At 66.3% G+C, this 13,501-nt stretch carries 14 protein-coding genes; 11 read left to right on the top strand and 3 right to left on the bottom strand.

Annotation, left to right across the window (positions count from 1 at the left end):
* The first annotated feature begins 10 nt into the window (after nucleotides 1–10).
* From pgsA to PUN51_RS06710, 3 genes are all read left to right on the top strand, one after another.
* Nucleotides 11–655, top strand: coding sequence for a CDP-diacylglycerol--glycerol-3-phosphate 3-phosphatidyltransferase (pgsA, locus tag PUN51_RS06720; RefSeq protein ID WP_275180313.1), 645 nt, complete (start codon nucleotides 11–13; stop codon nucleotides 653–655).
* Nucleotides 652–1,131, top strand: coding sequence for a CinA family protein (locus PUN51_RS06715; RefSeq protein ID WP_159632330.1), 480 nt, complete (start codon nucleotides 652–654; stop codon nucleotides 1,129–1,131). The genes pgsA and PUN51_RS06715 overlap by 4 nt, the downstream gene beginning before the upstream one ends.
* Before the next feature lie 168 nt (nucleotides 1,132–1,299).
* Entirely contained in the window at nucleotides 1,300–1,752 is a 453-nt protein-coding gene (locus PUN51_RS06710) for a helix-turn-helix domain-containing protein (protein ID WP_018771597.1), read from the top strand.
* 75 nt (nucleotides 1,753–1,827) lie between these two features.
* On the opposite strand, the gene PUN51_RS06705 is transcribed toward PUN51_RS06710, so the two are convergent.
* A complete protein-coding gene (locus PUN51_RS06705; RefSeq protein ID WP_159632329.1) occupies nucleotides 1,828–2,370 on the bottom strand; it encodes a MarR family winged helix-turn-helix transcriptional regulator in 543 nt (180 codons plus the stop codon).
* Between the two features lie 41 nt (nucleotides 2,371–2,411).
* Here PUN51_RS06705 and PUN51_RS06700 point away from each other — a divergent pair, with 41 nt between their 5' ends.
* The 6 genes from PUN51_RS06700 (at nucleotide 2,412) to dapF (ending at nucleotide 7,988) form a co-directional block, all read left to right on the top strand.
* The gene (locus PUN51_RS06700) at nucleotides 2,412–2,636 is read left to right on the top strand and encodes a DUF3046 domain-containing protein (protein WP_224025609.1); all 225 of its coding nucleotides are present in this window, start codon (nucleotides 2,412–2,414) and stop codon (nucleotides 2,634–2,636) included.
* Nucleotides 2,637–2,862: 226 nt separating this feature from the next.
* On the top strand, nucleotides 2,863–3,918 hold the full coding sequence (gene recA / locus PUN51_RS06695) for a recombinase RecA (RefSeq protein WP_159635594.1): 1,056 nt from the start codon (nucleotides 2,863–2,865) through the stop codon (nucleotides 3,916–3,918).
* Between the two features lie 120 nt (nucleotides 3,919–4,038).
* Entirely contained in the window at nucleotides 4,039–4,539 is a 501-nt protein-coding gene (locus PUN51_RS06690; protein ID WP_224027303.1) for a regulatory protein RecX, read from the top strand.
* A 3-nt stretch (nucleotides 4,540–4,542) separates the two neighbouring features.
* Nucleotides 4,543–6,099, top strand: a complete 1,557-nt coding sequence (miaB, locus tag PUN51_RS06685; RefSeq protein ID WP_275180312.1) for a tRNA (N6-isopentenyl adenosine(37)-C2)-methylthiotransferase MiaB — start codon at nucleotides 4,543–4,545, stop codon at nucleotides 6,097–6,099.
* A 3-nt stretch (nucleotides 6,100–6,102) separates the two neighbouring features.
* Nucleotides 6,103–6,999: a tRNA (adenosine(37)-N6)-dimethylallyltransferase MiaA gene (gene miaA, locus PUN51_RS06680; protein ID WP_275180311.1), complete on the top strand. Its 897-nt coding sequence runs from the start codon at nucleotides 6,103–6,105 to the stop codon at nucleotides 6,997–6,999.
* A 44-nt stretch (nucleotides 7,000–7,043) separates the two neighbouring features.
* Entirely contained in the window at nucleotides 7,044–7,988 is a 945-nt protein-coding gene (gene dapF, locus PUN51_RS06675; RefSeq protein ID WP_159632325.1) for a diaminopimelate epimerase, read from the top strand.
* Here the strand turns inward: dapF and PUN51_RS06670 are convergent.
* Complete coding sequence (locus tag PUN51_RS06670) at nucleotides 7,960–8,583, bottom strand: class I SAM-dependent methyltransferase (protein ID WP_275180310.1); 624 nt, start codon at nucleotides 8,581–8,583, stop codon at nucleotides 7,960–7,962. The two genes, dapF and PUN51_RS06670, sit on opposite strands and share 29 nt — an antisense overlap.
* Nucleotides 8,584–9,019: 436 nt before the next feature.
* Here PUN51_RS06670 and hflX point away from each other — a divergent pair, with 436 nt between their 5' ends.
* Both hflX and PUN51_RS06660 read left to right on the top strand, forming a co-directional pair.
* Nucleotides 9,020–10,597, top strand: coding sequence for a GTPase HflX (hflX, locus tag PUN51_RS06665; RefSeq protein ID WP_275180309.1), 1,578 nt, complete (start codon nucleotides 9,020–9,022; stop codon nucleotides 10,595–10,597).
* The gene (locus PUN51_RS06660) at nucleotides 10,590–12,647 is read left to right on the top strand and encodes an ATP-dependent DNA helicase (RefSeq protein WP_275180308.1); all 2,058 of its coding nucleotides are present in this window, start codon (nucleotides 10,590–10,592) and stop codon (nucleotides 12,645–12,647) included. Before hflX ends, PUN51_RS06660 begins: the two co-directional genes overlap by 8 nt.
* A gap of 48 nt (nucleotides 12,648–12,695) precedes the next feature.
* Here PUN51_RS06660 and lexA read toward each other — a convergent pair whose 3' ends face one another.
* Nucleotides 12,696–13,430, bottom strand: a complete 735-nt coding sequence (lexA, locus tag PUN51_RS06655) for a transcriptional repressor LexA (RefSeq protein ID WP_159632321.1) — start codon at nucleotides 13,428–13,430, stop codon at nucleotides 12,696–12,698.
* Between the last annotated feature and the right edge of the window lie 71 nt (nucleotides 13,431–13,501).

The following is a 13,501-nucleotide window of genomic DNA, read 5'->3' as shown; positions in this document are numbered from 1 at the left end:
GCCTAGGAACGTGACTAGCACCGATGCCACCGCCGCCGGCCAAGGCCGAGCCGGGGTCTGGAACCTTCCCAATGTCCTGACCATGATCCGCATTGTGCTGGTCCCGTTCTTCGTGTGGTTCCTCGTCGCGGATGCGCCGGGGCTGCACAGTACCTCCGGACCGTGGCGCTGGGCGGCGGTGGCGGCGTTCGCCGTCGCCATCTACACCGACAAGCTCGACGGCGATATCGCCAGGAGCCGGAACCTCGTTACGGACTTCGGCAAGATCGCCGATCCCATCGCCGACAAGCTCCTCATCGGCTCCGCCCTGGTGATGCTGTCCCTGCTGGGCGAACTGCCCTGGTGGGCAACCCTGGTGATCCTGGTCCGGGAATGGGGCATCACTGCGCTGCGTTTCTTCGTGATCCGCTACGGCGTCATCCCCGCTTCCCGCGGCGGCAAGCTCAAGACCGTCGTGCAGACCGCAGCGATCTTCCTGTACCTGCTGCCGTTCGGGGCGTTCGCGCCGTGGATGTCATGGGTAGCGTTTGCCGTCATGATGGCCGCCGTGGCAATCACGCTGTGGACCGGCATTGAATACGTGATTGAAGCCATGCGCCTCCGTGCGAAGGGCAAGCGCCAGGCAGGGGCCGCGGAAGGGCAGGAACAGGCATGAGCAACCTCCACCAGCTGGCCGCCCAGGCCGTCAGGCAGGCGCTCGAGTCAGGACGGACCGTTGCCACCGCGGAATCTTTGACGGCCGGAATGGTGTCCGCGGTCCTCGCCGACACGCCCGGAGCCTCCGGCATGCTCCAGGGCGGCGTCGTGGCCTACCAGAACTCCGTGAAGGACGCGGTGCTGCACGTCCCTTCCGACCTGCTGGCCCGTGCCGGCTCCGTCGACCCCGACGTCGCCCGTGCCATGGCGGCCGGGGCGCGCACTGTCCTGGGTGCCGACGTCGGGCTTTCCACCACCGGCGTCGCCGGTCCCGAGGCCCATGACGGTAAGCCCGTAGGCCGGGTTTACATTGGAATTGCCACGGCTGCCGGCACCGCCGGTTTCGAATACACCTTTACCGGCAGCAGGCCGGACATCCGGGCCGCTGCGTGCGGCGCCGCGCTGGAAAGACTGCTTGAGGCCCTGTCCGGCTGACCTTCGCAGCCTGCGAAGTTACCGGGCGTAAAGTTGCCGGGAACAAAAGCCGGTACCGATTAGTTATTACATTGTGTCGCTTCCGGAGAGCGGAGGCGCCTAGGATGAAATGACCAAGACGGGTTCGCCGGCGGCGGACCTGACCAATGAGGGAGCAAGGCGATACAGATGGTAAAGCAGCCCGTATCCGTAAACGGCGTTGTCCGCTGGAAGGATGTGGGCCTCGCCGAACAGGCTAAGAGCGAACAGAAGGAGCGCAAGATGGTAGTACTTCGTCACGAAATCGGTGATGTCCTGCGCGATGTCCGCCAGCGTCAGGGGCGCACGCTCCGTGAAGTTTCGCACAGCGCCCGTGTCTCCCTGGGATACCTCAGCGAAGTGGAGCGCGGCCAGAAGGAAGCATCATCAGAGCTTCTGTCCTCGATCTGCTCGGCACTGGATGTTCCGTTGTCAAGCATGCTCCGTGAGGTCAGCGACCGCGTGGCAGTAGCCGAAGGCGTCGCAGTTCCGGACACCGTTCCGCAGGAATTCTCCCAGCGTTACGGCCGTGACCTGGAACGCGACCTCAACACTGAACTGAACGACGAACTCTCCACGGGCCTCCTCTCCGGCGCCCGGTAAAAGCAGCCCCACCCCAGAGTGGGACGAGGAAACAGCAGGAAGCCCCCGGCCGTGCCGGGGGCTTCCTGCTGTCGCCTAGTTGTCGGATGCGTCTTCCTGCGCGGTGGACGGGTCCGCCGCTTCCCTGGCGAACCCGTCACGCTCATAGGTGGAGTTCAGCTTGGCCATGCAGCGGGCCAGCTCCTGCAGGTCCTCCACCGGCCACTCGCGCAGCCGCTCCTGGAAGACCTGGCGCCGGGCGTCCTGGACCTGGTGCATCTTCTCTTCGCCCTTCGGCGTCAGCCGGATGGACTGCGCCCGGCGGTCCAGGGGGTCCGCCTCCTTGGACACCAGGCCCAGGCTTTCCAGGAAGGCGATCTGCCGGCTGACCGACGGCTTGCCCACGCCGATGTTCATGGCAAGGTCGGTGAGCCGGATGGGTCCTTCCCGGCGGATGACCGTCAGGAGCCCATACGCGGCAGGCTCCATGTCCGGGTGAACCTCGCGCGAGAGCTGGTTGGAGATGGCCCGGGCCCGCCGCCAAAAGAGGCTGATTTGGTGTTCGACATTCTGAAGCGCGGCGTCGGCGGCATCGTTGCCTGTGTCCTGCCGCGGCGGGAGATCCGGGGAGTTGCTCATGGCAACAATTCTAGGGTCCGCAATCATGAGAGGATTTACCGATGCGAATCAGCGAGTACTGGCGTCTCATGGATGACGAGTTCGGTGCGGGGTACTCCCGCGTGCTGAGCAGTACCCTGGTCCTTGCCGGCGTAGGCGGACGCACCGCTGACCAGGCCCTGGCCGCGGGCGTTGAGCCGCGGAGGGTATGGCTTGCTGTCTGCGACGTCCAGGACGTCCCGGCGGAACGGCGGCTCGGGCGAGACATCGCCCCGCGCCGCGATTGACGGCGGCGCCCGCCTCGATGCGGGCGCCAAGGATCCTGCCGCCTGACACGCCGCAGGAACTCCACTCTTCGAATACCTGTTCGGATAACGCTATGCTTTTTCCATCGGGTTTATCCACATAGCCGTTGTCCTCCGGCCGGAATGTCAGTGGGTCCCCTTAGCGTCAGAGATGACCAATACAACGGCCGCGAAGGCCACCATCGAGAAAGCATTAGAGGTGTCAACCATGGCGGCAGCCCCGGATCGTGCAAAAGCGCTGGAAGCAGCGCTTGCCCAGATTGACAAGCAGTTCGGCAAGGGCTCGGTCATGCGCCTGGGCGACGAAGTCCGCGCTCCGATCGAAGTCATCCCCACCGGCTCCATCGCCCTGGACGTCGCCCTTGGCATTGGCGGGCTCCCGCGCGGCCGCGTCATTGAAATCTACGGTCCTGAATCGTCGGGTAAAACCACCGTGGCCCTGCACGCCGTGGCGAACGCACAGCGCGCGGGCGGGATCGCAGCGTTCATCGACGCCGAGCACGCCCTGGACCCTGACTACGCCGCCAAGCTCGGCGTGGACACGGATGCCCTCCTGGTCTCGCAGCCGGATACCGGCGAGCAGGCCCTGGAGATCATGGACATGCTGGTCGGCTCCGGCTCCCTGGACGTCATCGTCATCGACTCCGTGGCCGCCCTGGTGCCGCGCGCTGAAATCGAAGGCGACATGGGTGACAGCCACGTCGGCCTCCAGGCCCGGCTCATGAGCCAGGCACTGCGTAAGATCACCGGCCGCCTGAGCCAGACCAAGACCACCGCCATCTTCATCAACCAGCTCCGTGAAAAGATCGGCGTGTTCTTCGGTTCCCCGGAAACCACCACCGGTGGTAAGGCGCTGAAGTTCTACGCGTCGGTCCGCATCGACGTCCGCCGGATCCAGACCCTCAAGGAGGGTGCCGATTCCGTCGGCAACCGGACCAAGGCCAAGATCGTCAAGAACAAGATGGCTCCGCCTTTCAAGGTCGCCGAGTTCGACATCATCTACGGCCAGGGCATCTCCCGTGAGGGCGGCATCATCGACATGGGCGTTGAGCACGGCATCATCAAGAAGTCCGGCTCCTGGTTCACCTACGACGGTGACCAGCTGGGCCAGGGCATGGAGAACTCGCGCCGGTTCCTCCGCGACAACCCCGAGCTGGCCGCCGAGCTGGAGCGCCTCATCAAGGAGAAGCTCGGTGTCGGGGTCAAGCCTGCGGAGGATGAGTCCAAGGACTCGCCAAAGCTGAAAGCTGTCGACGGGTTCTAGCCCTTGACCGGACCACGAACACGGCGGTCCCGTGCCGGCACCCCCTCAACAGGGGTGCCGGACGGGTATGCAGTCCCTGACGACCCGCAGGCCGCGGACGCCGAACCGGACCCGTTTACGGTGGCGCAGGCAATCGTGTACCGGCAGCTGACGGCGGCGCCTAAGAGCAGGCTGCAGCTTGCCCGGAAACTGGCCGAACGGAACATCCCGGAGCACGTCGCCGAGGCCGTACTGGACAAGTTCCAGGAAGTCCGGCTGATTAACGATGCAGAATTCGCTGACATGTGGGTCAGGAGCCGCGCCCAGTCCCGCAAGCTTGCCAAGGGCGCGCTGAGGCGTGAGCTCGCTGAGAAAGGCATCGACCAGGAGACAGCGGCTTCAGCGCTGGAACAACTGACTGACGCCGACGAGGAGGCCGCTGCGCGCGCCCTGGTTGAGCGCAAGCTCCGGCCCGGGACGGACCTGTCCGGTCCCGGGGAACGGGACAAAGCAGTGCGGCGCCTGGCGTCCATGCTGGCAAGAAAGGGTTACCAGCCCTCGCAGGCGTTCCGGATCGTCAACGATGTCCTCGATTCCCAGCAGGACCCCGACAGCGGGATCCTCCAAAGCCGGTACCCTTAACGGGTGAGTTTGACCATTCCTTCCCCCCAATCCGGCGCCACCCCTTCCGTCGACGCAGGGACGGTCCCGCAAACCGGAGCCCTGCCCCGCACCTACCAGGTGCGAACCTTCGGCTGCCAGATGAACGTCCACGACTCGGAACGGATGTCCGGCCTGCTCGAGGCCGCGGGCTACGTCCCGGCGGAGGGCGAGCATGCCGACGTGGTGGTGTTCAACACCTGTGCGGTCCGGGAAAACGCGGACAATAAGCTCTACGGCAACCTGGGCATCCTGGCCCCCGTGAAGGCGGCCAACCCCGGCATGCAGATCGCCGTGGGCGGTTGCCTGGCACAAAAGGACCGCGAGACGATCCTCAAGAAGGCGCCGTGGGTGGACGCAGTCTTCGGTACCCACAACGTCGGTGCCCTTCCCGCCCTCCTGGACCGGGCGCGGCACAACAACGAAGCGCAGCTGGAGATCCTGGAATCCCTGGACGTCTTCCCGTCAACGTTGCCCACCAAACGTGACTCTGTCTACTCGGGCTGGGTGTCCATCTCCGTGGGCTGCAATAACACCTGCACCTTCTGCATCGTGCCCGCCCTCCGCGGCAAGGAAAAGGACCGCCGGCCCGGAGAGATCCTCGCCGAGATCCAGGCACTCGTGGACGATGGCGCCATTGAAGTCACCCTGCTCGGCCAGAACGTCAACTCCTACGGGGTGGAATTCGGGGACCGGCAGGCATTCTCCAAGCTCCTGCGTGCCTGCGGAGAGATCGAGGGGCTCGAACGCGTCCGGTTCACCAGCCCGCACCCCGCCGCCTTCACGGATGACGTCATTGACGCCATGGCAGAGACGCCGAACGTGATGCCGCAGCTGCACATGCCGCTCCAGTCCGGGTCGGACAGCATCCTCCGGGCCATGAAGCGTTCCTACCGGTCCACCAAGTTCCTGGGCATCCTGGACAAGGTCCGCGAAAGGATCCCGCACGCCGCCATTTCCACCGACATCATCGTGGGCTTCCCGGGTGAAACGGAGGAGGACTTCCAGGCCACCCTGGACGTGGTGGAAAAGTCCCGCTTCGCCACCGCCTTCACGTTCCAGTATTCAAAGCGTCCCGGCACGCCCGCGGCCGACCTGCCCGACCAGCTCCCCAAGGCCGTGGTCCAGGAACGGTTCGAACGCCTCACCGCGCTGCAGGACCGCATCGCCGCGGAGGAAAACCGGAAGCAGCTTGGCCGCCGGCTCGAAGTCATGGTGACCGCACAGTCCGGGCGGAAGTCTGGGGAAACCCACCGGCTGTCCGGCCGGTCGCAGGACCAGCGCCTGGTCCATTTCTCGGTCCCGGAGGCTGCACCTGCCCCGAGGCCGGGGGACCTCGTCACCGTCACCATTACCGAGGCCGCGGCTTTCCACCTGGTCGCCGACCCCACGCCTGAGGAATACACCCTTCGCCGTTCACGGGCAGGGGACGCGTGGGACAGGTCCCAGGCCGACTCCTGCGGCGCGCCGGTCCCCGGTTCCGGAGAGGCACGTAAGGGCGTCTCCCTCGGCATGCCCTCACTGCCGCTGCGCACCCGCTGACAGGTGGCTGCCCCGCCCGTCATCGCCGTCGTCGGTCCCACCGGCTCCGGAAAGTCCGACCTTGCCGTCAACCTTGCCCTCGAACTGGACGGCGAGGTCATTAACGCCGATGCCATGCAGTTCTACCGCGGCATGGACATCGGCACCGCCAAAATCACGGTGGCCGAGCGCAGGGGAGTGCCGCACCACCTCCTCGACATCCTTGACGTGACCCAGGAAGCCAGTGTTTCCGACTTCCAGGCCCAGGCGCGCGAAACCATCGACGACATCCATGGGCGCGGCAAGCGCGCCATCCTGGCAGGCGGCTCCGGGCTGTACGTCCGGGCCGCCCTGGACGTCCTGGAATTCCCGGGGACCGACCCTGCGCTACGTGCCCGGCTTGAAGCGGAGCACGCGGAAGCCGGCACAGGTGAACTCCTGGCCAGGCTCCGCAGGGTGGATCCCACCTCCGCTGCCCGGGTCTCCGATGCACGGCGCATCATCCGCGCGCTGGAGGTCCACGAACTCACCGGGCGCCCGTTCAGCTCCTACATGCCGCGGAGGGAGTACCACCAGCCCGCCGTCCAGGTGGGCCTCGGCGTGGACCGCGAGGTTTTGCGGGACCGGCTGGCAGCCCGCGTGCACCGGATGGTGGACTCCGGCCTGCTGGAGGAGGTCCGGATGCTCGATGCTAAAGGCCTGCGCCGCGGCAAGACCGCGTCCCGTGCCCTGGGCTATGCACAGTTCCTGCGGGTCCTCGATGGCGCCTCCACCGTCGAGGCTGCCGCGGAGGAAACCATCGTGGCCACCCGCCAGTTTGCCCGGCGCCAGTTGACCTGGTTCCGCGCCGATCCCCGCATCACGTGGCTGGACTGGCAGGATCCGGAGCTCATTGGCAAGGCAGCGGAGTCGTGCCGGTAGCTGCGGTTTCAGGACCGGCAGCATCCGCCGCTACGCTTGGGATCATGAATGCTACCCCCGCAGAAACCACCGGGCCCGCCCTGCGCACACTGAGCGGGCTCCGCTTTTCCAAGGGGCACGGCACCGGCAACGACTTCGTCCTGGTGGCGGACCCCGAGGGGACACACGTGATCGGTGCCGACCAGGCCGCCGCCCTGTGCGACCGGCACCGTGGCATCGGGGCCGACGGCCTGATCAGGGCCGTCCCGTCCCGCTTCCTGCCGGAGGGCCGCGAACTGCTCGCCGGCACCCCGGACGCGGAGTGGTTCATGGATTACCGCAACGCCGACGGCTCCCTGTCCGAGATGTGCGGCAACGGGGTCAGGGTCTTCGTCCACTTCCTGCGGACCGAGGGCCTGATCGACCTGCCCGACGGCGGATCGCTCACCATCGGCACGCGGGGCGGTGTGAAGACCGTGGTCCGGACCGGAGACGGCTACGCGGTGGACATGGGACCCTGGGAGTTCATTTTCCCCGGGGAAGCCAGCGCCAAGGCCATGGATTCCCTTGTCACCGCCGACGGGCTGGAGGTTCCCCGGCCGGCACTCTCCGTGAGCATGGGCAACCCGCATACGGTGGTGGCCCTCGCTGAACTTGCGGAGCTCGCGGGCACCCGGCTGTTCACCGCTCCGAAGGTCGACCCGGTACCCGCGAACGGGACCAACGTGGAATTCGTGGTGCCGGCAGAACCGCTGGTCCATGACGGCGTCGGCTCCGTAACCATGCGGGTGCACGAGCGCGGCGTGGGGGAGACCCAGTCCTGCGGGACGGGCGCCTGTGCTGCCGCCGTCGCCACCAGGCACTGGGCGGGGGCGGAAGCCCCCGACGCCTGGCAGGTCCACGTTCCGGGAGGAGTGGTGGGCGTGAAGTTCTTCGCCGGCCCCGGTGGCCACGAGCATGTGGAGCTCAGTGGTCCCGCCGTCATTGTGGCGAGTGGGACGCTTTCCTGACCTTCAGGATCCGGAAGGACTTGGACGTCGATTCGCGGGTCACGGTGAAGGAACTGTCCAGTTCGGCGGCCAGCCAGCGCTGAAGGGAATCAGAGCCAAGGTTCTTCTGCACCACCAGCCACGCGGTGCCGCCGTCCGCCAGGCGCGGCAGCCACAGCTTGAGCAGGGCATGCAGTTCGTCCTTGCCGATCCTGATGGGAGGGTTGGACCAGATCGTGTTGAAGCGGATGGCGGGATCCACGGCCTGGGGCGTGCTGGCGACGACGTTGGACAGTCCCAGCGCGGCGGCGTTCTCGTTGGTCAGGGTGATGCAGCGTTCGTTGACGTCCACGGCGTAGACCTTTGATTCGGGGGCCAGCAGCGCCATAGTGAGCGCCACCGGACCCCAGCCGCACCCGATATCCAGGAGATTGCCCTCGGGATTCGGGGCCGGAACTTCGGCGAGGAGCACCGCGGTGCCCTTGTCGATTCCGTCGGGGCTGAAGATGCCCGTAGAGGTCTGGAGCCGTCGCGTCTCACCGGCCAATTCCACCGTCAAAGGCTTCCGGGTAAAGGGGCCGGCAGGGGACGTGCTGAAATAGTGTGCGGACTCCATAACTGGCCAGAGTAGTTCCCCCTGCAGCGTAATGGGAAACCGGCGTGAAGGCCTTCTGGTACGCTGTAAGGCATGTTCCTGATCTTCGAGTAGCCGGTACGGGCCATGCCCGTCCGCAGCCTGTCCTCCAGCGACAGTCCGTCCCGCAGCGACGCAGGTTTCCATGCCTTCCGCTTTGTGCACCGGCCAGACCGTTCCGTCTGAGCCGGACGCCGGACAACACTCGAAAGTCAGCCCGTTGCTGCACTTCCTGCCATTCTCCGGCCTCTTCCAGCCCTGCCGCCGTCGTGAGGCGGCATTCGAGCCCCGGCATTGCAGCCGGCGGCGAAACAACCAGGAGAACTGCATGACCGCAGGCCGTCAGCCCAGCGCGAATACTTTCCAACTTCCACCCAATCAGCACTATTCTGGAACTGCCGAATCTTCAAAGGAGACCATGACCAGCCAGCCCAATACCGGTTCCGATCCAGCCGCCCAGGACATGAGTCCGCAGGAGATCCAGGCTGTCATCGACCGGATCCTCGCCAAGGACGTACCGGCCAGAAACGTCAGCACGCCCGGTGGTGAAGGCGGCAGTGGAAAAGCGGTGCTTGGCAAGGCGCAGGCCATTTCCCGCCTTGACGAAGAACACTCAACGTACGACGGCGACCAGCAGGACCTCGAGGAACGGCGCGCCCTGCGCCGGCGGGCAGGCCTGTCCACCGAACTCGAAGACGTCACCGAGGTCGAATACCGGCAGCTGCGCCTGGAACGCGTCGTCCTCGCCGGGCTCTGGTCCGAAGGAACGCTTGCCGACGCCGAAAACTCGTTGCGTGAGCTCGCTGCCCTCGCCGAGACCGCCGGTTCGGAGGTCCTCGACGGGTTGGTGCAGCGCCGCGACAAACCAGACCCCGGGACGTTCCTGGGGTCCGGCAAGGCCCAGGAGCTGAAGGACATCGTCATGGCCACCGGCGCGGACACCGTGGTGGTGGACGCCGAACTGGCACCTTCCCAGCGCCGCGGCCTTGAGGACATCGTCAAGGTCAAGGTCATCGACCGCACGGCCCTGATCCTGGACATCTTCGCGCAGCATGCCAAGAGCCGCGAAGGCAAGGCCCAGGTGGAACTGGCACAGCTGGAATACCTCCTTCCCCGCCTGCGCGGCTGGGGCGAGTCGATGTCCCGCCAGGCCGGTGGCCAGGTGGGCGGCGCTGCTGCCGGCATGGGCTCGCGTGGTCCCGGTGAGACCAAGATCGAACTGGACCGGCGCCGGATCCGTACCCGCATGGCAAAGCTGCGGCGCGAAATTGCCGCCATGAAGCCGGCCCGCGAGACCAAACGGGCCAACCGCCGTCGTAACGAAGTGCCCTCCGTGGCAATCGCCGGGTACACCAACGCCGGCAAGTCCTCGCTGCTGAACAGGCTCACGGACGCAGGTGTCCTCGTGGAGAACGCGCTGTTCGCCACGCTGGATCCCACCGTCCGCAAGGCCGAAACCGCTGACGGCCTGGGGTACACCCTGGCCGATACCGTCGGATTCGTCCGTTCGCTGCCCACCCAGTTGGTGGAAGCCTTCCGTTCCACCCTGGAGGAGGTCGCCGACTCGGACCTGATCCTGCACGTGGTGGACGTTTCGCACCCTGACCCCGAAGGGCAGATCGCAGCGGTCCGGAAGGTCTTCAGCGAAGTCGATGCCCGTAAGGTGCCGGAAATCATCGTCCTGAACAAGGCCGATGCAGCCGACCCCTTCGTGGTGGAGCGGCTGAAGCAGCGCGAGCCGCGGCACGTGGTGGTCTCCGCCCGGACGGGGGAGGGCATTCCGGAACTCCTGAAGGCCATCAGTGAGTCCATTCCCCGGCCATCGGTCAAGATGGAGTTGCTCATTCCGTACGACCGCGGGGACCTGCTCAGCAAGCTCCACGAGTCCGACGCCGAAATCCTCAGCCTGGACCACGTTGAGGCAGGCACCAGGGCTGCCGTGATGGTCCGGGAGGGCCTCGCGTCTGAACTGGAACCATTCGTCGTCAATGACTGACCCCGCGGCCGGCGAAGCTGCGCAGACGGCGGGCGAGCAGTTCGTTCTTGAACTGCTCGACCGCGCCGTCGCCGGCATGGGCGGACAAAGCCGCACCGGACAACACGAAATGGCCCGCCAGGTGGCCCGGGCCATCGAAACGGGCAACCACCTGTTGGTCCAGGCAGGCACCGGCACCGGCAAATCGCTCGCCTACCTGGTGCCGCTTATCGCCCATGCCCTGGAAAGCAACAAGCCGGCCCTGGTGTCCACGGCCACGCTGGCATTGCAGACCCAGATTGTGGGCAGGGATCTGCCCCGGCTCCTGAAGAACATCACGCCGGCACTGGACCGGCCGGTCAAGGTTGCCCTGGTCAAGGGGCGGTCCAACTACGTTTGCCGCCACAAGCTTGAAGGCGGGTTCCCTTCAGAGGAACCCTCGGAAGGTCAGCTCTTCTCCCTGGGAGAGGACACCAGCGTTCCACATTTCGCTGCTTCCGTGGGCGGACCATCGTCGCAGCTTGGCAAGGAAGTGGTGCGGCTCCGCGAATGGGCTGAAAAGACAGCCACCGGCGACAGGGACGAGCTCCTGCCGGGTGTGACCGACCGTGCCTGGCGCCAGGTTTCCGTGACGTCGATGGAATGCCTGGGGGCACAGAAATGCCCAATGGCCGCCGAATGCTTCAGCGAACTCGCCCGCCAGGACGCAGCCGACGCCGATGTGGTGGTGACCAACCACGCCATGCTGGCTGTCAGCGCGTTCGAGGGACTTGCAGTCCTGCCCGAATACGACGTCGTGGTGGTGGACGAAGCGCACGAACTGCAGGACCGGGTTACTGGCGCCGTGTCCGGACAGTTGTCCGTGGCCATGGTCCACGCTGCCGCTTCGGGTGCCCGGAAACATACCGCCATCACCGTTGATGCCCTGACCGCCGCAGCTGCCAACCTGGAGCTGGCTCTTGCCGGCGCGCCGAACGGTCTGCTTCCCAACGGGCTGAACGATGAACAGCTCGACTGCGTGGACCAATTGCGTGAAGCGTGCCGGGCCGCGTTGTCCGATTCCAAAGGGGACAGCAACACCACAGCCGACGGCGGGCGGCAGCTGGCGCGTTCCCGGCTGATGCTCATCCTGGAACTCTGCGAAAGGCTCATTGCTGCACGCGAGAACCGCGAAGTGGTGTGGTTTTCCCGCGCCAGCACCTTCGACCCCGGCCAGGGATACTCACCGCCCGATGACAGTGCACCGGTGCTGATCAACATAGCCCCACTATCCGTCGCCGGGAGGCTGCGGGAGGGGCTTTTTGCGGACCATACCGTCGTGCTGACCTCTGCCACCCTGGCCATTGGCTCCGCCTTTGAACCGGCGGCCGGGGGACTGGGCCTGGTAGGCGACGGAGCCCCCAGCTGGACGGGCGTGGATGTTGGCTCGCCCTTCGACTATCCCAAGCAGGGCATCCTCTACGTCGCCGGCCACCTGCCCAAGCCCGGCCGCGGCGTGTCACCGGAAGCGCTGTCAGAACTCGAAGCACTCATCAAGGCATCCGGTGGGGGCGCCCTGTGCCTGTTCTCCTCGCGTCGGGCCGCCGAAGAGGCCGCCGATGCCCTCCGGCCCAAGCTCAATATGACTGTTCTCTGCCAGGGCGAGTCGACCATGACCGCCCTGGTGAAGCAATTCGCCGACGAACCGGACACCTGCCTCTTCGGAACCATGTCCCTGTGGCAGGGCGTCGACGTTCCCGGAGGATCCTGCCGGCTGGTGGTGATAGACCGCATCCCCTTCCCGCGGCCGGACGATCCCCTCATGACGGCGCGTTCGCGTGCCGTGGCGCAGGCAGGGGGAAACGGCTTCATGTCCGTTTCCGCCACCCACGCGGCCATCCGGCTTGCGCAGGGGGCCGGCCGCCTGATCAGGTCTACCGGGGACAAAGGGGTGGTGGCCGTCCTGGACTCACGGCTGGCCACCGAACGCTATGCGGGATTCCTGCGCGGTGCGCTGCCCCCGTTCTGGGCCACCACCGATCGCGCCAAGGCGCTGGCTGCGCTCACCCGGCTTGGTGCCGACGCTTCCTGAGACACCGCCGGACAACGCCTGCGCGGATGCCGCGCAGGCGTGCGCAGGCTAGAGCGAACGCAGGACTGAGACGACCTTGCCCATGATGGTGGCGTGGTCGCCCAGGATTGGTTCGTACTGCGTGTTCTGGGGGAGCAGCCAGGTGTGTCCGTCGCGCTGGCGGAACGTCTTCACGGTCGCCTCGTCGTCCAGCAGGGCAGCAACAATGTCGCCGTTGGCAGCGTCAGCCTGCCGCCGCACCACCACCCAGTCGCCGTCGCAAATGGCGGCGTCCACCATGGAGTCACCGGCCACCCTCAGCATGAAAAGTTCGCCCTGGCCCACCAGCTGGCGGGGCAGCGGCATGACGTCTTCCACGAGCTGTTCGGCGAGGATGGGGCCGCCGGCGGCAATCCGGCCCACCAGCGGAACCATGGCCGTATCCAGCGCGGTGGGCAGTTCGGTGACCGTGGCGCCGCCGCCCGCAGCCTGCGGCGCAGGAGACGCGCCGGCGCCTTTGCCCCCGCCGTCGAGCGTGAGCGGCATCAGCACTTCCATGGCGCGCGGCCGCTTGGGGTCGCGGCGCAGGTAACCCAGCTTCTCCAACTGTGAGAGCTGGTGGGTCACGCTGGACAGGCTCGCAAGGCCGACGGTGTCGCCGATCTCGCGCATGGAGGGCGGATAACCGTTCTCGTTGACCGAGCGCTGGATGGTTTCGAGGATCTTTTTCTGCCGTGGGGTCAGGCCCTTGGCTGTCCTCTTGGATTGCGGGGCGGTCCTGCCCCCGGCGGCTGCTGCTGCCATATTCGCCAATGCCTTTCGCTTGCCGCCGGATCTTCCGTGTGCCGCTGTTCCACAGTGCCGCCGGAAGGACT

The sequence above is a fragment of the Arthrobacter sp. NQ4 genome (assembly GCF_029077345.1).
Taxonomy (GTDB): Bacteria; Actinomycetota; Actinomycetes; order Actinomycetales; family Micrococcaceae; genus Arthrobacter.
Note: the sequence above shows the minus strand (reverse complement) of the source record. Positions and strands in the feature narration are given on the sequence as shown.